Origin of the sequence: Miltoncostaea marina (assembly GCF_018141525.1) — a bacterium.
Lineage (GTDB): Bacteria > Actinomycetota > Thermoleophilia > Miltoncostaeales > Miltoncostaeaceae > Miltoncostaea > Miltoncostaea marina.
Window position 1 is genome coordinate 3,128,324 of the sequence record NZ_CP064655.1, and the last position, 23,245, is coordinate 3,151,568.

Annotated in this window: 25 protein-coding genes; 12 read left to right on the top strand and 13 right to left on the bottom strand. The window is 77.3% G+C overall.

Annotated elements, in window-relative coordinates; genetic code table 11:
- Positions 1-2 precede the first annotated feature (2 nt).
- Positions 3-941, top strand: coding sequence for a 4-hydroxy-3-methylbut-2-enyl diphosphate reductase (gene ispH / locus ITJ85_RS15815; RefSeq protein WP_217914069.1), 939 nt, complete (start codon positions 3-5; stop codon positions 939-941).
- Between the two features lie 96 nt (positions 942-1,037).
- Positions 1,038-2,180, top strand: a complete 1,143-nt coding sequence (locus ITJ85_RS15820; RefSeq protein ID WP_217914070.1) for a M23 family metallopeptidase — start codon at positions 1,038-1,040, stop codon at positions 2,178-2,180.
- Positions 2,181-2,187: 7 nt separating this feature from the next.
- Here the strand turns inward: ITJ85_RS15820 and ITJ85_RS15825 are convergent, their stop codons facing one another.
- Together ITJ85_RS15825 and ITJ85_RS15830 are read right to left on the bottom strand one after the other, a co-directional pair.
- Positions 2,188-3,600, bottom strand: a complete 1,413-nt coding sequence (locus ITJ85_RS15825; protein ID WP_217914071.1) for a UTP--glucose-1-phosphate uridylyltransferase — start codon at positions 3,598-3,600, stop codon at positions 2,188-2,190.
- On the bottom strand, positions 3,597-4,685 hold the full coding sequence (locus ITJ85_RS15830) for a zinc-dependent alcohol dehydrogenase (protein ID WP_217914072.1): 1,089 nt from the start codon (positions 4,683-4,685) through the stop codon (positions 3,597-3,599). Before ITJ85_RS15830 ends, ITJ85_RS15825 begins: the two co-directional genes overlap by 4 nt.
- Positions 4,686-4,788: 103 nt before the next feature.
- Here ITJ85_RS15830 and ITJ85_RS15835 point away from each other — a divergent pair, with 103 nt between their 5' ends.
- Positions 4,789-5,259, top strand: a complete 471-nt coding sequence (locus tag ITJ85_RS15835; RefSeq protein ID WP_217914073.1) for an OsmC family protein — start codon at positions 4,789-4,791, stop codon at positions 5,257-5,259.
- A gap of 6 nt (positions 5,260-5,265) precedes the next feature.
- On the opposite strand, the gene ITJ85_RS15840 is transcribed toward ITJ85_RS15835, so the two are convergent.
- The 5 genes from ITJ85_RS15840 to ITJ85_RS15860 form a co-directional block, all read right to left on the bottom strand.
- On the bottom strand, positions 5,266-6,066 hold the full coding sequence (locus tag ITJ85_RS15840; RefSeq protein WP_217914074.1) for an ABC transporter permease: 801 nt from the start codon (positions 6,064-6,066) through the stop codon (positions 5,266-5,268).
- Entirely contained in the window at positions 6,063-6,971 is a 909-nt protein-coding gene (locus ITJ85_RS15845) for an ABC transporter ATP-binding protein (protein WP_217914075.1), read from the bottom strand. Before ITJ85_RS15845 ends, ITJ85_RS15840 begins: the two co-directional genes overlap by 4 nt.
- A gap of 14 nt (positions 6,972-6,985) precedes the next feature.
- Positions 6,986-7,753, bottom strand: a complete 768-nt coding sequence (locus tag ITJ85_RS15850; RefSeq protein WP_217914076.1) for a chlorite dismutase family protein — start codon at positions 7,751-7,753, stop codon at positions 6,986-6,988.
- Complete coding sequence (locus tag ITJ85_RS15855; protein WP_217914077.1) at positions 7,753-8,988, bottom strand: PQQ-dependent sugar dehydrogenase; 1,236 nt, start codon at positions 8,986-8,988, stop codon at positions 7,753-7,755. Before ITJ85_RS15855 ends, ITJ85_RS15850 begins: the two co-directional genes overlap by 1 nt.
- 95 nt (positions 8,989-9,083) lie before the next feature.
- Positions 9,084-9,338: a hypothetical protein gene (locus tag ITJ85_RS15860; RefSeq protein ID WP_217914078.1), complete on the bottom strand. Its 255-nt coding sequence runs from the start codon at positions 9,336-9,338 to the stop codon at positions 9,084-9,086.
- 112 nt (positions 9,339-9,450) lie between these two features.
- Between ITJ85_RS15860 and ITJ85_RS15865 the strand changes: the two genes are divergently transcribed.
- Positions 9,451-9,825 (top strand): hypothetical protein, encoded by a 375-nt coding sequence (locus ITJ85_RS15865; protein WP_217914079.1) that lies wholly within the window; start codon positions 9,451-9,453, stop codon positions 9,823-9,825.
- 7 nt (positions 9,826-9,832) lie between these two features.
- On the opposite strand, the gene ITJ85_RS15870 is transcribed toward ITJ85_RS15865, so the two are convergent.
- Positions 9,833-11,593, bottom strand: coding sequence for a hypothetical protein (locus tag ITJ85_RS15870; protein ID WP_217914080.1), 1,761 nt, complete (start codon positions 11,591-11,593; stop codon positions 9,833-9,835).
- Between the two features lie 1,090 nt (positions 11,594-12,683).
- Here ITJ85_RS15870 and ITJ85_RS15875 point away from each other — a divergent pair.
- The 3 genes from ITJ85_RS15875 (at position 12,684) to ITJ85_RS15885 (ending at position 14,981) form a co-directional block, all read left to right on the top strand.
- Positions 12,684-13,376 carry a DedA family protein gene (locus ITJ85_RS15875; protein WP_217914081.1) on the top strand — a complete coding sequence of 231 codons (693 nt, stop codon included), beginning with the start codon at positions 12,684-12,686 and terminating at the stop codon, positions 13,374-13,376.
- A 191-nt stretch (positions 13,377-13,567) separates the two neighbouring features.
- The gene (locus ITJ85_RS15880; protein ID WP_217914082.1) at positions 13,568-14,290 is read left to right on the top strand and encodes a MerR family transcriptional regulator; all 723 of its coding nucleotides are present in this window, start codon (positions 13,568-13,570) and stop codon (positions 14,288-14,290) included.
- Between the two features lie 19 nt (positions 14,291-14,309).
- Positions 14,310-14,981, top strand: a complete 672-nt coding sequence (locus tag ITJ85_RS15885) for a MerR family transcriptional regulator (protein ID WP_217914083.1) — start codon at positions 14,310-14,312, stop codon at positions 14,979-14,981.
- A gap of 13 nt (positions 14,982-14,994) precedes the next feature.
- On the opposite strand, the gene ITJ85_RS15890 is transcribed toward ITJ85_RS15885, so the two are convergent.
- Both ITJ85_RS15890 and ITJ85_RS15895 read right to left on the bottom strand, forming a co-directional pair.
- The gene (locus tag ITJ85_RS15890; RefSeq protein ID WP_217914084.1) at positions 14,995-15,804 is read right to left on the bottom strand and encodes a metallophosphoesterase family protein; all 810 of its coding nucleotides are present in this window, start codon (positions 15,802-15,804) and stop codon (positions 14,995-14,997) included.
- Positions 15,801-16,097 carry a hypothetical protein gene (locus ITJ85_RS15895; RefSeq protein ID WP_217914085.1) on the bottom strand — a complete coding sequence of 99 codons (297 nt, stop codon included), beginning with the start codon at positions 16,095-16,097 and terminating at the stop codon, positions 15,801-15,803. Before ITJ85_RS15895 ends, ITJ85_RS15890 begins: the two co-directional genes overlap by 4 nt.
- Positions 16,098-16,228: 131 nt before the next feature.
- Between ITJ85_RS15895 and rpsF the strand changes: the two genes are divergently transcribed.
- Genes rpsF through ITJ85_RS15920 form a run of 5 tightly spaced genes read left to right on the top strand, consistent with a single transcriptional unit; the run spans position 16,229 to position 20,239 of the window.
- Positions 16,229-16,618, top strand: a complete 390-nt coding sequence (gene rpsF / locus ITJ85_RS15900; RefSeq protein ID WP_217914086.1) for a 30S ribosomal protein S6 — start codon at positions 16,229-16,231, stop codon at positions 16,616-16,618.
- On the top strand, positions 16,618-17,109 hold the full coding sequence (locus ITJ85_RS15905) for a single-stranded DNA-binding protein (protein WP_217914087.1): 492 nt from the start codon (positions 16,618-16,620) through the stop codon (positions 17,107-17,109). The genes rpsF and ITJ85_RS15905 overlap by 1 nt, the downstream gene beginning before the upstream one ends.
- 23 nt (positions 17,110-17,132) lie before the next feature.
- The gene (gene rplI / locus ITJ85_RS15910; protein WP_217914088.1) at positions 17,133-17,585 is read left to right on the top strand and encodes a 50S ribosomal protein L9; all 453 of its coding nucleotides are present in this window, start codon (positions 17,133-17,135) and stop codon (positions 17,583-17,585) included.
- Positions 17,586-17,620: 35 nt separating this feature from the next.
- Positions 17,621-18,955, top strand: coding sequence for a replicative DNA helicase (dnaB, locus tag ITJ85_RS15915; RefSeq protein ID WP_217914089.1), 1,335 nt, complete (start codon positions 17,621-17,623; stop codon positions 18,953-18,955).
- On the top strand, positions 18,956-20,239 hold the full coding sequence (locus tag ITJ85_RS15920) for an adenylosuccinate synthase (protein ID WP_217914090.1): 1,284 nt from the start codon (positions 18,956-18,958) through the stop codon (positions 20,237-20,239).
- On the opposite strand, the gene ITJ85_RS15925 is transcribed toward ITJ85_RS15920, so the two are convergent.
- The 3 genes from ITJ85_RS15925 to ITJ85_RS15935 all read right to left on the bottom strand — a co-directional run bounded on the left by ITJ85_RS15925 (position 20,236) and on the right by ITJ85_RS15935 (position 23,210).
- Positions 20,236-20,397 (bottom strand): hypothetical protein, encoded by a 162-nt coding sequence (locus tag ITJ85_RS15925; RefSeq protein ID WP_217914091.1) that lies wholly within the window; start codon positions 20,395-20,397, stop codon positions 20,236-20,238. The genes ITJ85_RS15920 and ITJ85_RS15925 overlap by 4 nt on opposite strands.
- A 1,701-nt stretch (positions 20,398-22,098) precedes the next feature.
- A complete protein-coding gene (locus tag ITJ85_RS15930; protein ID WP_217914092.1) occupies positions 22,099-22,773 on the bottom strand; it encodes an HD-GYP domain-containing protein in 675 nt (224 codons plus the stop codon).
- Between the two features lie 71 nt (positions 22,774-22,844).
- A complete protein-coding gene (locus tag ITJ85_RS15935; protein ID WP_217914093.1) occupies positions 22,845-23,210 on the bottom strand; it encodes a hypothetical protein in 366 nt (121 codons plus the stop codon).
- Positions 23,211-23,245 lie beyond the last annotated feature (35 nt).

A 23,245-nucleotide genomic window follows, 5' to 3' on the forward strand; every position in this document is an offset into this window, starting at 1 on the left:
CCGTGAGCACCGAGCTCGACCTGATCGCCCCGCGGGGCTACTGCGCCGGCGTGGAGCGGGCCATCGAGACCGTCGAGCGGGTGCTCGACGAGCTCGGCCCGCCGGTCTACGTGCGCGGCGAGATCGTGCACAACCAGTACGTGGTGCGCTCGCTGGCCGCCAAGGGCGCCGTGTTCGTGGACAGCGAGCACAAGGTGCCGCGCGGCGAGACGCTCATCCTCTCGGCGCACGGCGTCTCGCCCGAGGTGCGCCGGGTGTGCGCCGAGCGCGAGCTGCGCGTCATCGACGCCACCTGCCCGCTCGTCTCGAAGGTGCACGCCGAGGTGCGCCGCTACGCCGGCAGGGGGCACACCGTGCTGCTCGTTGGCCACGCGGACCACGAGGAGGTCATCGGGACCCGTGGCGAGGCGCCGGGGTCGGTGATCGTCGTGGAGAGCGTCGAGGACGCCGAGCGCGTCGAGGTGCCCGACCCCGAGGCCGTCGCCCTCACCACGCAGACCACGCTCTCGATCGACGACACCACCGCGATCGTGGACGTGCTGAAGCGCCGCTTCCCCGCGCTGCGCGGCCCCAAGTCGAGCGACATCTGCTACGCCACCCAGAACCGGCAGGACGCGGTGCGCGAGAGCGTGCGCGAGGGCGCCGACCTGGTGCTGGTGGTGGGCTCGCGCAACTCCTCCAACTCCAACCGCATGGTGGAGGTGGCCCGCACGGCCGGGGCGGAGTCCCACCTGATCGACGACGTCGACGAGCTCGACCCGGCGTGGCTCGATGGCAAGCGGCGGGTCGCCCTGACCGCCGGCGCCTCGGCGCCCGAGGTGCTCGTGCAGGAGGTCGCCACGGCGCTCGTCATCGCGGGCTACGCGCGCGGCGGCGAGGAGGTCCCCTCGGCGGAGGGCGTCTTCTTCCACCTCCCCCGCGAGGTGCGCGTCCGCCGGTAGGACCCGGCCGCGATCCGCGGGGCTCATGGCGGCCCCGGATCGGCCGATCGATGGGATGCCCCCGCGTCCCGCACGGGCGGGCGCCCGGGCCACCGCATGCGTCGAGCCCTCCCCGCCATCCGCCTGGCCGCGCTCGCGGCCGTCCTCCTCGCCCTCGCGGCGGCCTGGCCGCACGGGCGTGCCGCGGCGGCGCCCTCCCTCGCCGGCTCGCGCGCCGAGGTCGCGGCGCTCGGGCGCGAGGTGGCCGCCCTCGACCTGCGCATGGGCGCGGCGGCGGCGGCGCGCAACGCCGCGCTCGACCGCCTGGACGCCGCCCGCGCCGAGGCGCGCGCCACCCGGCGGGGGCTGGACATCACGGGCCGCGAGCTCGGGCGCCTGCGCGGCGCGCTCGCCGACCGGCTGGTGTCGCTCTACGTCGCCGGCTCGCCCTCGTTCGTGGAGGTGCTGCTGTCGAGCGGGGGCCTCGCCCAGGCCGAGGAGGTGGGCGCCGCGCTCGACGGCGTCGCGCGCCGCGACGCCGCGACCGTCGCGGGGCTGCGCGCACGGCGGGACCGGCTGCGGCGCTGGAGCGGCGCCGGGCCGAGGCCCAGCGCGCGGCCGAGCGCGAGCTGGCCGCCGCGCAGGCCCGCGGCGACGAGCTCGCCGCCCTGCGCGCCGAGCGGCGTCGCCTGCTGCGCGCGGCGCGCGCGGAGCTGCGCCGCCGCGGACGAGGAGCACGGGCTGCGGGAGCGCCTGGCCGCGCTGGCCCGCGCGCGGGACGCCGCGCTCAGCGCCCTGCCCGTCGCGGGCGGCCCCGCGCCGCTCCCCGGCGCGCTGCCGGCGGGCGACCACCTGTTCCCGGTGGCCGGCCCGGCGACGTTCGCGGACGACTGGCTCGCGCCCCGGGCGGGCGGGCGCTCGCACGAGGGGATCGACCTGTTCGCCGACCGCGGCACGCCGGTCGTGGCCGTGGCCGACGGCACGCTCTTCAAGGTGGGCGCCAACGGGCTCGGCGGCTGGCGCCTGTGGCTGCGCGACGACGCCGGCACCGAGTTCTACTACGCCCACCTCGACGCCTACGCGGCCGCGGCGGTTGAGGGGGCCCGGGTGTCGCGCGGCACCGTGATCGGCTACGTCGGCGACAGCGGCGACGCGCGGGGCACCCCCACCCACCTGCACTTCCAGATCCACCCCGGCGGCGGCGGCCCCGTGCCGCCGTTCCCGCTGGTCAGCGCCTGGCCCCGGCCCGGCCCGCGCTGACGCGCGCTCAGCCGGGCGGGCCGATCACGGTCGGTCCGTCGACCGTGAAGCCGGGCGGCAGCGAGGCCGCCAGCTCGTGCGGGTCGAGCGCCCGGCGGGGGTCGATCTCGAGGTCGACCGGCTCTCCGGCGGCGTCGCGCGGCACCATCACGCCGGCGTCGGCGAGCCAGCGCGCGTAGAGCCGGTTGAGGTCGCGCCGGGCGGTCGCCGGCGAGTCGGCGCCCTCGGCGTTCTTGATCGGCGAGAACTCGTCCTCGCGCGCGGCCTCGACCGTGACCGTGCGCTCGGCGGCCGGCAGGGCGTCGAAGAGGAAGGTCTCGAACTTGACCGCGTTCGGCGCATCGGGCTCCACGGGCGCGCCGTCCTCGGCGACGTACGGCACCTTCTTGACCGCCCGGTGGTACGGCAGCTGCAGCCCGCCGTCGGTGAGCCGGCGGGCGAAGGCCACGTCGACGCAGTGCACGGCGATCGAGCCGGCCCAGAGGACCAGCTCGCCCCTGTCGTCGCGCTCGGCCGCCATCTCGGGCGAGAGGTCGCTGTACTCGACGACGCCGGTGCGGCCGTCGACGCGGGCGATGACGCCCATCTTCTCCTCGGGCCCCACCTTTCGCACCACGACCGACGACATGTCGGCCGCGCCGAGGAAGTGGTGGCCGAGCAGCTCCGGCCGGCAGACCCGCACGAGCGGGTTGTCGACCTGGAAGGTGAACATCGTCCGCACGCCCTCGCGGGCCATCTCGTCGAGCGCCCCGGCGTCGCGCAGCGCCGACAGCAGGCCGCCGTGCCCGTTGGGCGACAGCGCCAGGCGGTCGGGCGCCTCCAGCAGGATCCGCCCGGTGGCGCGGTCGACCGCCGGCAGCGTGCCCTGCACCACGAAGCGCACCGACTCGGGCGGCAGCCCGTACCAGCCGGCCTCGCGGAAGGCCTCGCGGGTGACCGCGTCGTTCTGCGGCGAGGTGAGGATGTACCAGGGCAGCGCCGCGCCGTACCGCTTCCGCACCGCGGCGATCTTGGCGGCGTGGTGCTCGAAGAGCACCCGGCCGGTGATCGGCGCGAACGGGAAGAGGCCCTTGGGGCCCTCGAAGCCGAGCCGCGTGCCCTGGCCGCCGGCGAGCAGCACGGCGGCCATCGCGCCGGAGCGCAGCAGCTCCTCGCCGGCCTCGCGGGCCCGGGCGTCGCGCACCACGTCCCCGTCGTCGCGCGGCAGCGCCACCAGCCCGTCGGGGTCGGGCGGCTCGATCGCGCCCTCGTGCGGGGGCGCGCCGTCGCCGACCAGCTCGCCGACGAGCCGGCCGATCAGGTCGAGGTCGAGCGCGTCGATCTCGGCCTGCAGCCGCGCGCGCGCCTCGCCGTCGAGGCGCTCCAGGCGGTCGGCCAGGTGCTCCTGTCCGGCGGCGGCCAGCCGGGCGCGCGAGGTCATCGCCCGGGCTGCAGCGCCACCTTCGTGACGCCCTCCACGCGCTCGGCCATGAGCCGGTAGCCCTCGGCAGCGTCCTCGAGGGGCAGCCGGTGCGAGAGCATCGGCGCCGGGTCGATGCGGCCGGCCTCGAGCAGGCCGAGCAGCTCCGGCAGGTACACCGCCCCGGGCACCAGGCCGCCCGTCACGGAGATGTTGCGGGTGAACTGGTCGAACCAGTTGATGCCCGGCACCTTGCCCATGAAGTGGTCCATGCCGAGGCACGCGATGGTGCCGCCGGCGCGCACGCAGGCGTGCGCGGTGGCCATCGACGCGTCGCCCGAGATCGTGTCCACGACCACGTGGGCGCCCTCGCCGCCGGTGTGCTCGCGCACGGCCTCGCGGATCTCCTCGTCGTCGCGCGAGTCGATGACCAGCGTGGCGCCGAGCGCCGTCGCCGTCTCGAGGCGGTCGGGGTGGTGCCCCAGGCAGACGATGCGCTCGGCGCCCTTCGCGCGCGCGCCGTGGACGGCCGCCAGGCCGACGGCGCCGTCGCCGATCACCGCGACCGACCACCCGGCCTGCGTGCCGGCGGCGGTGAGCCCGTGCCAGCCGGTGGACATCACGTCGACCAGCGGCAGCAGCGAGGCCTCGCGGTCCTCGCCGGCCAGCGCCTCGGGCATGCGGTGCAGGGTGGTGGCGGCCAGCGGCACGCGCACGAACTCCGACTGGCCGCCCTGCACGTCGCCGCCGTGGCGCCAGGTGCGCGGCGCCCAGCCGAACATCGACCAGCGGACGCAGGCGTAGGCCTTGCCCTCGCGGCAGAACCCGCACTCGCCGCACATCGTGGAGACGGAGGCCATCACGCGGTCGCCGGGGCGGACCCCCGCCTCCGGGCCGGCCTCCTCGACGGTGCCGATGAACTCGTGCCCCAGGCGCGCGCCCGGCTGGAAGCCGAAGGCCTCGCCCGCGTTGAAGATGTGCAGGTCGGACCCGCAGATGCCGGCCATGGTGACCCGGACCACCGCGTCGCCCGGGTCGGCGATCCCCGGATCCGGCACGTCGGCGACGCGCACCTCGCGCGTGCCCTGGAAGGTGAGGCCTCTCATCGCTCCCCCGCATCGATGCCCTGGACCGCCGCAGGATACGCGCCGCGCCGGGCGTGTGCGGATCGCTACGATCGCCCTCGATGGCCGAGGCGCCGCACGCGGCGTGGCCGCCCGGTACCGGGACGACCCGGACCGGGCGCGGGTCACCGTGCGCGTCGCCACGGAGCTCACCGACGGGATGCGCTGCTCCACGACGGCCCGCTCGCACGTGGTGCACGCCGACGAGCCCCGCTCGCTCGGCGGCACCGACACCGCCCAGAGCCCCGTGGAGCTCATGCTCACCAGCCTCGCCACGTGCCAGGCGGTCACCTACCGGCTGTGGGCGTCCGAGCTCGGCATCGCGGTCGGGCGCATCGCGGTCGACGTGGAGGGCGACATCGACCTGCGCGGCTTCCTCGGCGTGGCGGACGCCCCCGCGGGGTACGGCGCGATCCGCATCCGGGTCGCCGTGGAGGGCCCGGAGGCGCCGGAGCGCTACCGCGAGCTCGCCGCCGCCGCCGACGAGCACTGCCCGGTGCTGGACGTGCTGCGCCGGCCGGTGCAGGTGACGCGCGAGCTGGCGACGCCGGCGTGAGCCGGGTCAGGTGATGAGCCGCGCGGTGATCGCGGCCACCGCCAGCCGCCAGGTCAGCAGGCCGAACGCCACCAGCACGCCGAGGTGCAGCAGGTCGACCGCCCCCTCCCAGCCGAACACCGCGTGCCGCACGAGCTCCACGAGGTGGTACAGCGGGTTGAACTGGGCCAGCACGCGGGCCCAGCCGGGCAGCTCGTCGAGCGGGAAGAAGGTGCCGGCCACCAGGAACAGCGGCGTCAGCACCGCGCTGATGACGTAGTTGAAGTTCTCGATCGCCTTCATGCGGCCGGCGATCGTGATGCCGAAGGCCGACCAGCCGAGCCCGGCGATGAAGGCGATGAACGGCACCGTCAGCATGCCCCAGCTCGGGTCGAGGCCGAAGACCATGGCGACGACCATCGGCGCGCAGCCGTAGACGCCCGCCCGGGCGGCCATCCACAGCATCTCGCCGGTGACGAGCTCCTCCGTGTCGACCGGCGCGGCGAGGATCGCGTCGTAGGTGTGCTGGTACTGGTACTTCACGAACGTGCCGAACATGGCCGGGAAGGCGCTCGAGAACAGGACCGCGGTCGCGACGGTCCCCGTGCCGACGAACTCCACGTAGCGGTAGCCGGCCACGGTCGACACCAGCGAGCCGAAGCCGAAGCCGAACGCGAGCAGGTAGATGGTGGGCTCGACGGTCGACGAGAACGTCGTGGAGCGCCAGTACGACGAGAAGTTGATCACCTCGCGCACGAGCACGCCGGCCAGCGCCGGCCCCTCCAGGCGGCGCAGGCGCCGGCCGCCGGCGACCGGTCGGGTCGTCACGCGATGTCCTCCCCGGTGAGCAGCACGAAGACGTCCTCGAGGTTGGCCGGGCGGCGCTCCCCGTCGGGCGGCGGCGCGGTGCCGCGCTCCAGGGCGAGCACCGACACCGACGTGCCGGTGCGGCGGGTGCGCAGCCCGGCGGCGGCCGCCTCGGCCTCGACCTCGGCCAGCCGGGCGGGCGGCCCGTAGACCTCGACCGCCTCGCCGCCGGCGTGCTCGCGCACCAGGTCACCCGGGGCGCCGGCCGCCACCGCGCGGCCGTGCGACATGATCGTCACCGTGTCGGCGAGGCGGGCGGCCTCCTCGATGTAGTGGGTGGACATCAGGATGGACACGCCCTCCGCGCGCAGCGCGCCGATGAGGGCCCACAGCTCCTGGCGCACCTGCGGGTCGAGGCCCACGGTGGGCTCGTCCATCAGCACGAGGCTCGGCCGGTGCACGAGCGCGCGGGCGATCAGCAGGCGCCGGCGCATGCCGCCCGACAGGGCGTCGACCCGGCTCGCGCGGCGGTCCGTGAGGTTGGCGATGGCGAGCGCCCGGTCGACCGCGGCGCGCCGCTCGTGGCGCGGCACGCGGTACAGGTACGTGAAGACGAGCAGGTTCTGCTCGACGGTCAGCGTGGTGTCGAGGTTGTCGAGCTGCGGCACCACGCCGCACGCGGCGCGCGCCTGCTTCGACTCGCCCGGCAGGCGGAAGCCGAGCACCTCCAGCTCGCCCTCGTCGGCGATCGCCTGCGCCGTGAGCAGCTTCATCGTGGTGGACTTGCCGGCGCCGTTCGGGCCCAGCAGGCCGACGCACGAGCCGGCCGGCACCTCGAGGTCGAGGCCGTCGACCGCCGTGATCGGGCCGTAGCGCTTCACGACGCCGCGCACCCGGATGGCGGGCGCGCCGCCGGGTGCGTGCACCCCCGCGGGCCCGCTCAGCCGGCGGGCTCGAGCACCCCGGCGCGGGCGAAGGCCGCCGCCGGGTCCATGACCAGGCCCACGAAGAACGGGCCGAACTCGCCGTAGCGGGCGCTCACCTCGTCGAAGCGCATCTCGTAGACGATCTCCTTGAGCGCCGCGGGGTCGTCGGCGAGCAGGGTGACGCCCCACTCCCAGTCGTCGAGCCCGGTGGAGCCCGTGATGAGCTGCAGCACCCGCCCGGCGTACGTGCGCCCCACCCGGGCGTGGCCGGCCATCAGCTCGCGCCGCGCCTCGAAGGGCAGCGCGTACCAGTTCTCGCCCGGCGCGCGGCGCTTCGACATGGGGTAGAAGCCGATCGCGGCCCGCCGCGGCAGGCGCGGGTGCAGGCGGGCGTCGTTGTACTTCGCCATGCGCTCGGACCACTCGGCCAGCTTCGCCTCGACGTCGGGCGCGCCGGCGGCCTCCAGCCGGGCGCGCTCCTGCTCGGCGGTGGAGGTGTACTCGCTGAGCTCGGTGAGCGAGACGTACGAGTACTCGGCCTCGAAGGGCCCCGCCAGGACCTCCTTCACGAGGCGGTCGATCGCGTCGAGGTCGGGGCCCAGGATCATCAGGCCCAGGTCGGCGCTCGCCCCGAGCACCGAGAACGCGATCACCTGCTGGGGGTCCGTGGCCGTGAAGCGCTCGATCGCCGCGAGGGCGTCCGCGGCGCCGGGCGCGTCCCGGTCGGCGCGCAGCATGAGGTGGACGACGCCCCACCCGGTCGAGGGCCGCACCTCCGCCATCAGGCGCCCAGCCGGTGGAGCGCGCCGTTGCCGATCACGTACAGGTCGCCGTTCAGGCCCTCGCCGAACGAGGTCACGTTGCCGAGCCGCGCCCCCAGGCGGCCGGTCTCCTCGCGCACCGCGCCGGGGCGCGGGCCGGCCCGCATGCTCCAGACGCGCCCGCTGCAGAAGTCGGCGTAGACGTAGCGCCCCCGCAGCCCGCCGGCGCGCGGCCCGCGCGCCACGTAGCCGCCGGTCACCGAGCAGCCCGACGAGTGGCTGTACTGGGCGACCGGCGCGATCGGGCGCGAGCCCCGCACCGGGCCGCCGCCCGGGTACGGGGAGCGGCCCTCGAAGGCGTTCCAGCCGAAGTTGGCGCCGGCGCCGCGGCCGCGCGGGCGGAAGTCGATCTCCTCGACGGCGTTCTGGCCCACGTCGCCGATCCAGAGGTCGCCGCGCGCGCGGTCGAACGAGAAGCGCCAGGGGTTGCGCAGGCCGTAGCTGTAGATCTCGGGCCGCCCGCCGCCGCGCGCGAAGGGGTTGCCCGCGGGGATGCGGTAGCCCCGGCCGCGGCTGCGCCCGTCCACGTCGATGCGCAGCAGCTTGCCCAGCAGCGTGTCGGTGCGCTGGCCGTTGCCGTGCGGGTCGCCGCCCGAGCCGCCGTCGCCGGTGGCGATGTAGAGCATCCCGTCCGGCCCGAAGGCCAGGTGGCCGCCGTTGTGGTTGGCGTAGGGCTGGCGGATGCTCAGCAGCACGCGGGCGCTCCGCGGGTCGGCCCGCCGCGCGCCGGCGCGCCGGAACTCGACCACCCGGGTCGTGCCGGCGCGGTCGGTGTAGTTGACGAAGAAGCGGCCGGTGCGGGCGTAGCCGGGGTGGAACGCCAGGCCCAGCAGCCCGCGCTCGCCGCCGGAGGAGACGCGCCCGGACACGTCGAGGAAGGGCCGGGCCGCCAGGCGGCCGCGCTCCAGGATGCGGATCCGGCCGCTCTGCTGCACCACGAAGAGCCGGTTGGCCGCCCCCGGCGCCCCGGTGACGTAGAGGGCGTCGCCCAGCCCCCCGGCGACGCGGGTGAGGCGCACGCGCCCGGCCTGGTCCTGGCGCGCCGGGGCGCCCGCCGCCGGCGCGGACGCCGTCCCGGCGGTCCGCGGCGCGCTGGTGGCGGCCGCGGTGCCGCCGTCGTCCCCCGACCCGCAGGCCGCGAGCAGCGCGCCCGCGGCGACGGTCACGGCGACGGCGTGTCGGCCTCGGAGCACCACGGCGGCGAACGCTATCGCACGTCCGGCCGGGCGCGCGCGCAGGCGGGCCGGCCGCGGCTCGCCGCGGCCGGATCCATCCGTCTGGACCGCGTGCGCTAGGCGGTGGTGACCGGCTCGATCGCCGGCTGCACCGCCCGGCTCACCGTCACCGGCAGGAGGCGCACGAAGGCGTTGAGCTCCGCTGCGGGAGCGCCCTCGGCGAGACCCGTCACCAGTCGCTGCAGCACGGCCTCCTCGCGGGGGCCGAGCTCGCCGGCCACCGGGCTGAGCGCGTCGGTCAGCCGCTGGGCCACATCGGGATCGAGGACCTTGAAGGCCTCGAGGAGCTGAGCGGGGATTTCATCGGCCATACGGTGCATTATCGCACAGGCCGCGGCCGCCGTGCGGCCGCCGATCCCGCCCCCGTGCAGGGAACCGGGCGGGCCGCCACGAAGAGGGCTCCACCGAGCTTGGAGGCGGTCGGTGGACTGGTGGATGGCGGGGCTGGTGCTGTCGGCGCTGGTGGGGCTCGCGGCGTGGGACGTCGGGCGTCCCGGCCGCGCGTCGCCCGCGGCGCTCGGCACCCTGCGGGCGGTCGGCGGCCTGGGGCTGCTGGCGATGGCGGCCCTCGCGCTGAGCGCGGGCTCGATCCCCGGCGCCGTGGTCGCCGCCGTCGCGGCGGCGCCGCTGCTCGGCGGGCTGACGGGCCGGCTCACCCGGCCGCGCGCCGAGCAGGCGCCGGCCGGCGGGGCCCGCACGGCGCCGGCCGCGGGCCCGGGGGCCGCCGGGCAGGTCCCCGCGGCCCCCGCGATCGCGGCCCCCGCGATCGCGGCCGAGGCGGAGCGCCGGGCGGCCTGACGCCCCGTCAGGAGCCGGGCACGGGCCGGCGGCCCGGGTCGCCCCGCTGGGGGCGCAGCAGCCAGCGCTCGATGCGGTCCAGCACCGGCTGGTGGCGCAGGGAGGGGATGGTCCAGCCGATGTCGGCGGTGCGCAGCAGCGCCACCTGCACGAGCGCGATCGCCTCGTCGAGGTCGACCGGGCCCGGCGGCAGGCCCACCGCGTCCATCGTCGCGAACAGCTCACGGCGCAGCCGCGGCCCGGCCACGTCCGGCAGGAAGAACGCATCCTTCACCGCGCCGCCGAGGCCGTCGAGGTCGACCAGCACCACGAGCGGCGAGACCCGCCCCTCCTCCTTGGCGACCGTGATCACCAACTGCTGCTGGTCGGGCGCGTCGATCGGCGACGTCGCCCAGGCGGCCGCGGGGTGCGCGCCGAGCAGGCCCGCCACCGCCGGCCGCGGGCGCGCGAGCCGCCCGGCGGCGTCGCGCGCGGCGCGCCCCAGGCCGTGCGGCAGCACCACCGAGAGGGCGAGGCAGGCCTCCCGGCCGTCCTCGCCCGTCGCGGCGAGCGCCGTCAGCAGGGCCGGGGCGCCGTCGGGGCCCACTGCGGCCGCGACCTCCTCGGCCATCGCCTCGACCAGGTAGGAGCGGCCCGGGGCGACGATCGCGCGGGCGAGCCGCGACGCGGCCTCCCGGTCGCGCGCGGCCTCGCCGCCCACGACGGCCGCCCGGCCGCGCATGAACGCCGCCTGCGCGTCGAGGTCGCCGGCGATGTCGGCCAGGCACTCGGCCACCTCGGCGGCCGGGGCGGCGTGGGCCAGGCCCGACTCGGCCCAGCGCCGCGCGCTGACCTCGTCGCCGCTGCGGAGGGCGATCAGCGCGGCCTCGTACCAGTTCTCGGGGTCGCCCTCGCCGAACGACGCGCGCAGGTGCCCGAGCGCCTCGTCGGGGCGGCCCGCCCGCGCCAGCATCCGCGCCAGCGCCCGGCGCGCCGCGGGCGCCCGCTCGGGGGCGTGGCGGGCCAGCAGCCCCAGCAGGCGGGCCTGGACCTCCGCCGCCTCGTCGGGGCGCTCGTCGGCCATCAGCTCGTCCACCTCCTGCTCCAGCACGGCCGCCTCCTCGTCGGTGAGGCTCGCCCACGGCGTGCCGCGCGGCCCCACCCAGCCGAGGTGCACCTCGTAGCCCGCGTCGGCGAGCACGCGGGTCAGCGGCCGGCCGGCCTCGCGCAGGGCGCCGGGCCGGCCCGCCGCCACGCCCGCGACCACCGCGCCGAGGTGCGTGACCGGCGGCGCCAGGTGGGGGCGCCGCGTGCCCTCGCCGGCCAGGCGCGCCGCGACCGCCGCGACCAGCTCGCGCTCGTCGCCGGGCCGCGCGGCGGGCGCCGGCCCGCGGGCCAGCTCCACCGTCACCGCCCCCGTCGTCGCGTCGGTGACCCGCACCACCACCGTGTCGCCCGCCCGCGCGTCGCGCGGCAGCGGCAGCGGCCCGGCGACGCCGGCCACCTCGAGCGGAGCCAGGTCGCGCTCGAGGCACGCGGCGCCCGCCGCCGCGTCGGCCGGGGAGACCTCGGCCGTGAGCGCCAGCCCGTCGAGCGCCTGGGCGACGCTCGCCAGCCGGCCGTCGGGCAGCTCGATGACGCGCCGGTCGTCGCGGACCGCGCGCCGCACGGCGCCGGCCGGATCGCGCGCCCGGGTGACGCCGGCGCGCGTCAGCTCGGCCCCCAGGCGGTCCGCCCCGAGCGGCCCGGCGGCGAGGAGCGAGAGCACGGCGTCGGCGATGCGCCCCATGCGTCGGAGGATAAGGAAGGCCCCGGACCCCCGGCCACGCCCCCGGGGCTCGTCGGCTGCCGCTGTCAGGTCGTGGTGCGGGGCGGTCCGGGGGTGAGGTGGTCCGGGCGGTTGGGGGGGGTGGTCGCGGTCCGTCCTCGGCGAGGTCGTCGACGGACCGGGTCGGCGGGGGCCGATCCGTGGCGCGGGGCGGGACCCGGCCCGTCCGTTGACGAGGTCGTCGACGGACCGGGTCGGCTGGGGACGATCCTGAGCGCGGGACGGGACCCGGCCCTGCGTTGACGACGTCGTCCAAGGACGGTGTCGGCTGGGGCCGATCCATTGCGCGGGCGGGACCCGGCCCTGGCGGGCCGGCTCGCGCTGGGCACGTTGTCGACCGCCATGCCCCGAGCGCGGGGGCCGGCCCACTTGCGGGGCCGGCCACGCGGCAAATCGCCCCTGGCCGGGGCGATTTGCGGACCGGCGCACCGCCTTCGGCGGGGCGGGCGCCGGAACGTGCACCACCGGATCCGTCCGTGGTGCGCGTGGGGTGTGCCCCGCGCCGTCGTGGCCGGTTACTGCACGCTCCCGCCTTCGGCGGTCGTGTCTCGATTACCCCGGATCACGGCCACGTCGTCCGGGACGGATCGCGATCACCCCGCCCAGGACGGATCCGGAGTGCGATCCGTTCGCCGCGCGGCGCGCCCCGGCGGCGCGTCAGCGCCGACGGAGCCGCGCGGTGAGGGGCAATCTGCCGAATCGGCGCGCCCCGGCCGCCAGGCCGGAGCCGATTCGGCCGGCGCGCCCGGGGCGTACCCCGCTTCGACGCAGCCCGGGCCGACCGGCGAAGCCGGGCGGCCTGGGCGGAGCCCCATGGCTCGCCGCCGCGCGCCCGGGGCGTTCCCCGGTCCGCCGCAGCCGGGACCTCTCTGCGAAGCCGGAAGGTCCCGGCGGAACGCCCATAGCTCGCCGCCGCGCGCCGGCCGGCGTTCCTCAGCTCGGCGGAGCCCCATCGCTCGCCGCCGCGCGCCCGGGGCGTGCCTCGCCTCGGCGCCCCTCCGTGGCATCATCGCCACGTGTCGGGCTCCCGCCCAACCCGCCCGGCGGCGACGTGACGCTCGCGGCCATCGCCGCGGCGGCGTCCATCGTCGAGACCTTCACGCGGATCGCGGACGACGCGGCGACGTACGGGTACTGGGCGGTCCTGCTCGTCGTGGCCGGGGACGGGGTCTTCCCCGCGCTGCCGGGCGAGACGGCGATCGTCGCCGCGGCCGTGCTGGCGGCGGAGGGCTCGCTCAGCCTGGGGCTCGTGATCCTGGCCGGCGCCGCCGGGGCGATCGCCGGCGACTCGACCGCCTACTGGATCGGCCGCGGCGGCGGGGGGCCCATCAAGCGGACGGTGACCCGCATCGCGGGGGCCGAGCGGCTCGCCGCGGCGGAGCGGATGGTGCGCCGCCAGGGGCCGGCGCTGGTGTTCACGGGGCGGTTCCTGCCCGGCATCCGCATCGCCATCAACCTCTCGTGCGGCGCCGGCCAGATGGGCTACGGCCGCTTCCTGCTCTTCGACGCCCTGGGCGCCACCCTCTGGTCGGCGCAGGCGGCGCTGCTCGGCTACTTCGCGGGCAAGGCGTTCGCCGACCAGCTGTGGGTCGCGTTCGTCGTGGCCTTCGCGGTCACCGGGATCGTGGCTGCTTTCGTTACGGTGAAAGAGCGCAAGCGAGTGCGCGCCGAACGGGCGGCCGCCGAGGCCGAGCGGCGCGCCGTCGACGCCCCTCCCCAGGGGGGTGGCGGCGGCACAGTGTGAGTTTTTTGTTGGATCCTGGAGGCCCCGCTGCAGCTTTGGTCAGTTTCCCGCCCCCGATACGCGATTGTGCGGGTTGCGGGCGGGAGGAACCGCGCACAGAATCGCGCCATGCCAGGCACGGACAGCCGCCGGGCGGCCCACGATCGCGACCCGGCGGGCCGTCGCCGGCTGCGTGAGGGTGGCGCGCCGCGGTGACGTTCGGCCGCGACCTCCAGCAGGGGGCGACCGAGGAGGCCGGCGCCGAGGCGCGTCCGCGCCCGCCGCACATCGGCCCGCCGCGCCTGCTGTCGGTGTCGGCGGCCGCGCGCCTGCTGGGGGTCAGCCCGTCCTCGCTGCGGGCGTGGGCGGCGGCCGGCCGGGTGCCGCACGTGCGCACCCCGGGAGGCCACCGGCGCTTCGAGCTCGACGAGCTGGTGCGCTGGCTCGAGGAGCGCGGCGGCTCGCCGCCCGCGCCGCAGAGCCGCCTGCAGGAGCTCGTGCCGACGCGGCTCGAGGCGATGCCCGCGACCGCGGACGTGCTCGCCGACGCCGCGCCCGATGTGCTGGCCGCCTTCGACGAGGAGCTGCGGCGGGTGCGCCCGTCCGCGGCCCGCGCGTCGGCCGCCCGCCACGCCCGCGTCGTGGGTGCGCTCGACTCGCTGATCGAGGCCCTCGAGAGCGGCGACCTCGGCTCCTGCTACCGCGACGCCGAGTGGGAGGGCTTTCGGCACGGGGCCTCCGGGCAGCCGGGGGACGTGCCCGTGACGGAGGCCCTGGCGCTGCGCCGCGCCGTCGACCGGGTGCTGGGCCCCCTGCTGAACGGGCGCGCCGACGACCAGCGCGCGCTCGAGCGGGCGCTCGACCGGATGGCGGTGCGCGTCGCGGCGGGCTACGCCGACGGGGTCAGATGCCGGCTGCGGTCGGCGCTCGAGTGAGCGCGGTCGGGGGGCGGCCGTGAAGCGGGCGGGGGCGCGGCCGAAGCGATCCGAGGGCCCGTGGCTCTCGGTCTCGGCGGCGGCCCGCGCGCTCGGGGTCAGCCCCAGCACGCTGCGCCTCTGGGCCAGCGAGGGGCGGGTGCCGCACGTGCGCACGGCCGGCGGGCACCGCCGGTTCGACCCCGAGGCGCTGCGCCAGTGGCTCGCGCGCCAGCCCGCGCGGCCGGGGCGGCCGGTGCGCCACGGCCCCGTGCACCTCGACTCGTCGCCGGCGCTCGCCGACGCCCTCCGCCAGCGCGCCGACCTCGTGTCGGACGCGGTCGAGACGCTCGTGGAGGGCCCCGCCGAGGCGGCCTACCGCCGGCTGCCGCCGGTCGAGCGGCGGGCGGTCGTGCGGGCGTGGGTCGACGCCCTCGCCGACGCCTTCCAGGTGGGCAGCCTGGACGAGGCGCTCGAGCGGGCCGAGACCTACGGGCGCGGCCACGGCCTGGCCGGCTCGTCGGCCGAGGTGACGCTCGGCGGCAGCCTGGCCCTCGAGCGCGCGGTCGACCGGGCGCTGGCGGCGCCGTCGTCGCCCCTCGACGACGACGAGCGCCGCGAGGTGGTCGCGGCGATGGGCCAGCTGACCGTGCGCGTCGCCACGGCCTGGGCCGCCGCGGTGGCCGGCCGCGGGGTGCGCCCGAGCGCCTGAGCCGCGGCCCCGGCTACGCCCGGGCCGGCACCGTCACCGTCTCGATGGCGCGGCCGCGGGGCGTGATCGCCCGCACGACCGCGCGGCGCGCCGTGGCCGTGATCACGAGGAAGTGGTGCTCCAGCGCGCAGGCGCGCAGCCCGGCGACCGGCCACACGCACGGGTAGAGCTGCGCGCCGCCGCCCGCCGTGGTGACGTAGGTGACGCCGTCGGCCTCGATCCGCTCGTACATGTGGTTGTGGCCCTGCAGCACGAGCGCGACGCCGCCCGCGCGCAGCAGCGGCTCCCAGCGCCGCTGCGCCGCGGCCGACGCGCCGTGGATGCCGCTCGTGCGCACCGGCTGGTGCACGGCGACGATGCGCAGCGGCTCGCGCGCCCGCTCGAGGGCCCGGCGCAGGAAGCGGGCCTGGGCGGGGTCGTCGGGCCGGTTGCCGTCGAGCACGACGATCCGCGCCGGGCCCGCGGCGAAGGTGTACCAGCGACGGGCGGCGCCCAGCACGTCGGCGGTGGCCGTGCCGGCGAGGTCGTGGTTGCCCCACGTCGCCCGCCAGCGCACGCCCATGCGGATGAGGCAGGCCTCGGGCCGGTCCCAGTTGTCAGGGGTGGCGACGCCGTCGGGCCGCGAGAAGTTGTCGCCCGTCGTCAGCACGAAGGCGAACGGCGCCCGCCGCGCCTCGGCGCACATGCGCCGCGTGACCGCCGCCTGGGCCGGCGTGGCGTCGCCCCAGTCGCCCTTCACGGCGAAGCGCACCGTGCCGCCCTCGTCGCCGCCGGGCGCCGCCAGCGCGACGGCGACGGCCGCCCCGACGGCGGCGAGGCTCACGCGCCCGCCGCGCCCCCGTCGCCGCCGGCGGGGGCGCCGTCGCCGTCGCCGCCGCCGGCCGACTCGATCTGCCGGCGCAGCTCGTCGGCCCGGGCGCGCAGGCGGGCGCGGGCGGCGTCGAGGGCGGCCTGCGGGTCCTGCGGGGCGTCGGGCTCCGGCGGGGCCGGCACGACCTGCGCGGGGAGGGTCGGCGGCGGCGGGGCCGGGGCCTTCCGGCGGCGCGCCACCGCGAGGCCGGCGCCCGCGCCCACCGCGCCCAGGGCCGACGCGGCCCACATGCTCCATCTGCGCATCGCGATCACCTCGGTCGGGGTCCGGAGGACGATCCTACCGTTGCTATACTCCCGCGCCTGCCGGGGCCCGGCGCTCCGGTGCTCCTGCCTGCCACAACCTCCGGAGGTCCGGGATCGCTCCCTACGAGATCATGATCATCCTCAACCCCGACGCGGATGAGGAGCAGCAGCAGGAGATCCTCGAGCGGGTCCAGCAGCTCATCCTGGACGGTGGCGGCCGGGTCGACCACGTCAACGACTGGGGCCGCAAGAAGCTCTCCTTCCCCATGGAGAAGCGCGGCGACGGCCGCTACGTGGTCATCACGTGCGAGGGCGAGCCGACCTCCCTGCCGGAGATCGAGCGCGTGCTCTCGATCAACAAGAACGTCGTGACGCGCGCCCTGTTCATCCGGCTCGGCAGCCGCGACGCCGAGCGCGCCCGCGCCACCGGCGCCCCGGCGCCGGTGGACGCGCACCCCGAGGGCGAGGGCCGCCCGCAGCGCGGCCGTCCGGGCGGGCGCGGCAGGCGCGGCCCCCGCTAGTGCCGGCCGACCTCAACCGCGTCACCCTGGTGGGGCGCCTGACCCGCGACCCCGAGCTGCGCCACACCGCGGGCGGCGACCCGATCTGCTCGATCCGCCTGGCGGTCTCCAGCCGCGCCCGCGACGAGACGGGCAACTGGGGCGACCGCAGCAACTACTTCGACGTGACCGTCTTCGGCCGCCAGGCCGAGACGGCCTCAACCTACCTCGCCAAGGGCCGGCGCATCGGCGTCGACGGGCGCCTGTCCTGGCGCGAGTGGCAGGCCCAGGACGGCTCGAAGCGCCAGTCGGTCGAGGTCATCGCCAACGACGTCTTCTTCCTCGACAGCCGCGGCGAGGGCGGCGGGGGCGGCGGGGGCGGCGGCGACTACGCCGGCGGGGGGGCGGGCTGGAGCCCGGCCCCGGCGCAGGGCGGCGGCGGCGACCTCCCGGTGGACCGCAGCGACATGCAGCCGGCGCCGCGCGCCGACGACGACGACATCCCCTTCTAGAGCGACAGAGGCAGGCGAGAGACATGCAGGCGATCCTTCTCAGTGAGGTGGAGGGGCTCGGCGAGGCCGGGGCCGTGGTGAGCGTCGCGCGCGGCTACATGCGCAACTACCTCCTCCCGCGCGGCCTGGCCGAGGAGGCGACCCCGGCGCGCATCGCCGAGGTGCGCCGCCGCGAGGAGCAGCGCCGGCAGGCCGAGCTGAAGGCCGTCGAGCAGTCGAAGGAGCTCGCCGACCTGCTCGGGCGCACCATCCTCACGCTCAAGGCCAAGGCCGGCGACGACGGCCGCCTGTTCGGCTCGATCACGTCCGCCGACGTCGCGCAGGCCATCAAGGAGGCCCGCGGCGTGGACGTCGACCGGCGGCACATCACGGTGGAGCCCCCGATCCGGGCGCTCGGCACCTACCAGGTGCCCGTCGACCTCGGCCCCGGTCTGGCGACCGAGGTCAAGACCATCGTCAGCCCGCTGATCGACTGAGCACGGCCCGCCCCGCGGGGCCGAGCACCCCCGTCATGTCCGAGACCGTCTCCCCGCCGCAGAACGCGGAGGCCGAGGCCATGCTGCTGGCCAGCCTCATGGAGGTCGACGCCTACGTCGCCGAGGCCCAGAGCATCGTCGACGCGGACGACTTCTACCGCGAGGGCCACCGCGCGGTGTTCCGGGCGATCAACGACCTGTTCCAGATCGGCGAGCCGGTCGAGCCCATCACCGTGCTCGAGCAGCTCACGAAGAACGGCGAGCTCGAGGTGGCGGGCGGCCGCGTGGCCGTGCTCGACCTGATGGAGACGCCGTTCATCGCGGCCAGCTACCGCACGTACGCGGAGATGGTGCGCGACGCCGCCACGCAGCGCCGGCTGCTGCGGGTGGGCAAGGAGATCGAGCGGATGATCGCTCAGCGCGAGGGCGAGACCGCGCGGATGCTCCAGGACGCCGAGACGCTGGTCTACGACCTCTCGCAGAAGGGCGTGCGCGGCGACTTCACGAGGGCGCACGAGCTGGTCATCAAGGGCATCGAGCGCCTGACCGCGGCCGAGGAGGCCGGCGGCCACGTCACCGGCGTGCCCACCGGGTTCATCGACCTCGACCGGGTCATCGGCGGCCTGCACCCGGGCAACATGGTCGTGGTCGCCGCCCGGCCGAGCATGGGCAAGACCGCCCTCGCCCTGGGCATCGCCGAGCACGCCGCCCTCAACGAGAACCTGGCGGTGGCGGTGTTCAGCCTCGAGATGAGCGGCGACGAGCTGATCCAGCGCCTGCTCGCGTCCACCGCCGTGGTCGACGCCGGGCGGATCCGCGCCGGCAAGCTCGCCCCCGAGGACTGGTCGCGCATCGGCCGCGCCGCCGACCGCCTGTCGGCCGCCCGCCTCTACATCGACGACTCCGAGGGCGTGACCGTCGGCGAGATGCGCACGAAGCTGCGGCGCCTGAAGAGCCGGGACGGCCTCGACCTGCTGGTCGTGGACTACATCCAGCTGATGGAGGGCAACCGCGGCCGCAAGGACGAGAACCGCGTCCAGGAGATCTCCACGATCTCGCGCAGCCTCAAGATGCTGGCGCGCGACCTGGACGTGCCGATCATCTGCGTCTCGCAGCTCAACCGCTCCCCCGACGCGCGCAACGACAAGCGGCCGATGCTGTCGGACCTGCGCGAGTCGGGCGCGATCGAGCAGGACGCCGACCTGGTGCTGATGATCTACCGCGACGACTACTACAACCCCGAGAACTCGGAGGACAAGGGCCTGGCGGAGGTCCTCGTCGCCAAGAACCGCCACGGGCCGACCGACCGCGTGAAGCTCACCTTCCGCGGCTCGTACGCGAAGTTCGACAACCTCGACAGGGACCACTGAATGCCGGCCACCGTCGTGATCGGCGCCCAGTGGGGCGACGAGGGCAAGGGCAAGGTCGTCGACCTGCTCGCCGAGCGCAGCGACCTCGTCGCCCGCTACCAGGGCGGCAACAACGCCGGCCACACGATCGTGGCCGGCGAGGAGGTGTACAAGCTGCACCTCGTCCCCTCGGGGATCCTCTACCCGGGCACCGTCTGCGTGATCGGCAACGGCACGGTGGTCGACCCGGGTGCCCTGTGCGCGGAGATCGACGGCCTCGAGGAGCGCGGCATCTCGCTGGACACGCTGCGGATCAGCGGCAACGCGCACCTGATCATGCCGTACCACGTCATGCTCGACGGGGCGTCCGAGATGCGCCTCGGCAAGTTCTCGATCGGGACCACCCGCCGCGGCATCGGGCCCTGCTACCAGGACAAGGCGGCGCGCGTCGGCATCCGCGCCCAGGACCTGCTCGACCCGAAGATCCTGGTGCGCAAGCTGGAGATCGCGCTCGAGGCGAAGAACGAGATCCTCGAGAAGCTCTACGGCATGCCGCGCCTCGAGCCCGAGGGCATCGCCGAGGACCTGCTCGCCTACGCGGAGCGGCTGCGGCCGTTCATCGCCGACACGGCGCTGATCGTGGACGAGGCCCTGCGGGCCGGCAAGCGCGTGCTGTTCGAGGGCGCCCAGGGGACGATGCTCGACATCGACCACGGCACGTATCCGTTCGTGACCTCGTCCAACCCGATCGCCGGCGCCGCCTGCACGGGCATCGGCATCGGCCCCACGCGCATCGAGCGCGTGCTCGGCGTCACGAAGGCGTACGTCACCCGCGTCGGCGAGGGACCCTTCCCCACCGAGCTCGACAACGCCGAGGGCCGCCACCTGCTGGAGCGCGGCAACGAGTTCGGCACCACCACCGGCCGCCAGCGCCGGTGCGGCTGGCTGGACCTCGTGGCCCTGCGCTACGCGGCGCGCCTGTCGGGCATGACCCAGCTCGCGCTGACCAAGCTCGACGTGATGTCGGGCATGGAGCGCGTCAAGCTGTGCGTCGCCTACCGCGACCGCGACGGCAACCGGCTCACCGACTTCCCGTATCACCAGACGGTGTTCCACGGCTGCACGGCCGAGTACGAGGAACTCCCCGGCTGGGACGAGGACCTCTCCGGCGTGCGGTCGCTGGAGGAGCTCCCGCCGCGGGCGCGCGAGTACGTCGACGCCATCGCCGCCGCGGTGGAGGTGCCGATCACCCTCATCGGGACCGGCCAGGGCCGGCACCAGGTGATCGACCAGGTGGAGATCTAGGGGGCCGGCGGGCCTTCCGGCGCCGGCTCGGCCGCCACGGCGGCGGCCGGCGCGGGGTCGGCCGGGACCTCCTCGCCGGGCGGCGCGGGGGCGGGCGTGGGCTCGCCGTCGGCCGGCGGCGGGAGCGGCTCCGGCTCGGGGTCCGGCGTCGGCGGCACCGGCGCGGGGTCGGGCGTCGGCGGCTCGGGCGCGGGCGGCTCGGCTCCGGCGCCTCGGGCGCGGGCGGCTCGGGCGCGGGCTTGGGCCGCGGGGCTTCGGCCTGCGGTGGCCGCCCGGCGGCTCGGCCAGGCTCGCCGGCCGCGTCGGGCGCGAGCGCGGGGGGCGGCGGCGCGAGCAGGGCGAACGCCGTCAGCGGCGCGTCGCCGGCGGGGCGGCTCCCGGCGGGCGGCTCCTCGGCGGGCGGCTCCTCGGCCGGCGGCTCCTCGGCGGGGGCTCCTCGGCCGGCGGCTCTCGGCGGGCGGCTCTTCGACCGGGGGCTCCGCGGGCGCGGCGTCGGGCGGCGGCTGCTCAGGCCCCGGCTGGGACGGCGGCTGCTCGGCTCGGCGCGGCGGCTCCGGCTCCGGCCCGGGGGCGGGCGGCTCCGCTGGGGCTCCGGTTCGGGCGCGGGGCTCGGGCTCGGGGTCGGGCGGGTCGGGGCGGCGGGCCGGGCCGGCGCGGCGGCGGCGACTCCGCGGGACGGCGAGGGCGTCGGTGGGGCCCGTGGCCGCGGCGCCGCCACCGGCGCCGGGGGTCGCGCCGCGGCGCGGGAACGACCGGCACGGCGGCGGCGGCGGCGCGGTCGCGTCGCCCTCCTCGGGCGCCGCCGGGTCGTCGACCACCACGACGGGCACGGTGCCGGCGCCGCCGGGCGGCGGGTCGGGACCGGCGAGGCTCGGCGGCGGCGGCGCGGCGGCCCGGGGGGACGCCGGCGGCGGGCCGGGGGCGACGCCGATCAGCAGCTCGACCGGGCCGGGGGCCGGTGCGCGCGACGGCCGGCGCCTGGGCGGCGGGGTCCGCGCCGCCGCCGATCGCGAGGATGAACTGTGGCGCGGCGGCCTGGGCGGCGACCCGCTCGGGCGCGAGCGCGAACGGGCCCACGCCGTTGACCGACACCACGACCGTCGCCACGGCGCCCGCGGCCACGGCCGTGGCCGTGAGGATGCCGCCGACCGACCCGACGGTGAGGCGGCCGGGCCCCGCCAGCCGGGCGACCGCGCCACGGCGGCGCACCGGGCGGCGGGGGCGCCCGCCTCGATCAGCGCGCGGGCCTCCTCGCGCGTGGTGCCGAGCGCCACCGCCACCCGGCGGGCCGAGAGGCCGGCGGCGTCGTGGAGCGCACGGCGCCGCGCCGGCGCAGGGTGAGCGCCACGTCCCGCCGGCCTCGCCGGCGGTCGCCGGCCGGGCGCGCAGCAGGTCGGCGCAGCGGTCGTGGGCCACACCGAGCAGCCAGAGGCGCGCCGGGGGGGCCGGCAGCGCGCCGCGCGCGAGGGCCGCCCCGGCCGCGACCAGCGTCGGCGGGCGCCCCCTCGCCGCCCTCCCGGTCGCCCACCACGGCGGCGCAGTACCGGCGCACCGCCCCGCCGTGGCGCGCCCAGAGCGCCTCCATCGCCGCCGGGTCGCCCGCGGCCGCGAGGCGGGTGAGCGCCGCGTCCCCCAGGGCCGCGCTCGGCCGGAGCCGGCCGCGGTGCGCGGCGAGTGGCTCCTCGGAGGGGGCGGGTGCGGACAGCGGGGTCTCCAGGGACGAGGGAGGGACGTGTATACCTCGCCCCCGCTCCGCCCCGCTGACGCGAACCTCAGGAAATCTCACACCGCGCGTTGCAGAGCGGCGAAAACCCCCCGTCGGGGGGGCTACGGACGGCTGGCGGCGCCGGGTCGGAGGCTCAGACGGCCGCGGTCATCGCAACGTGCGGCGCGTGCCGGGGCGACGGGATGCGGGGCTCGGCGGCGCGGCGCTCCAGCGCCTGCTCCAGGGCCGCGACCACGGCCGGCGCGAACTGGTGGCCCGCCTCTCGGCGGCACTCGTCGAGGGCCTCCGCCTCGTCGAGCGGGCGGCCGTTGAACGCGCGGTGGCGCATCGCGTCCCAGGCGTCGGCCACGGCGAGGACCTGCGCCCCCTGCGGGATCTCCTCGTCGGCGAGACGGTCGGGGTAGCCCCGACCGTCCCACCGCTCGTGGTGGTGCCGGATCCACGAGACCTGGTGCCGTCCGAGCACCGCGGCCGCCATCTGGGCACCGACGGCGGCGTGGACCTTCACGATGTCGTACTCGGCGGGCGTCAGCCGGCCGGGCGTGAGCAGCACGGCCTCGGGCACCGACACCTTGCCGACGTCGTGGACATGACCCGCCTCCCGGATGTCGTCGACGCTCTGGGGCGTCCATCCCAGCGCGGCGGCGATGTCGGCGGCCAGTTCGGCCACGCGCTCCGAGTGGCCGGCGCCGGCGGCGTCGCGGGCGTCCATCGACCGCGCGACGCGGCGGAGGTGCATCGCCCCCTGCCAGCGGGCGAGGCCCTTGGCGGGGTCGGGCGACGAGGTCGGGGGGAACCAGTCGATCATGTCGGGGAGTAGGACCCCCCGACCCGGCCGAAGGTCGGATCTATCTCCGGACGATCTCCCCCGAGGGCCGGTCAGGCGGTCGTGAGGGCGATCAGCGCGAGCACCCAGATCGCGAGGATCGCGAGCGCCGCCGGCCATCCGCCCGACAGCGCCACGCCCACGATCGCCGTGCCGAGCACCGCGCCGCCGACCACCACCCAGGTGACCCAGCGCACCTCGCTCGCCTCCCGCCGGGCGAAGTCGGTCACCGGGGGCTCGCGGGGCGCCAGGGCCGTGCCGCCACCGGCCGACTCCATGTAGGCGTCGAGCGCGCGCACGACCTCCGCGGCGGCCCCCTCCGGGTCGTCCTCGTCGGCCAGCCGCGCGAGCGCCTCCTGCAGGAGGGCGCGCTGCGCCTCGCGCTCGGCGCGGGACGGCGGTCGGCGTGGCTCGGTCATCCGACCCCAATGGTACCCGCAGCCGGTCCGCCGGC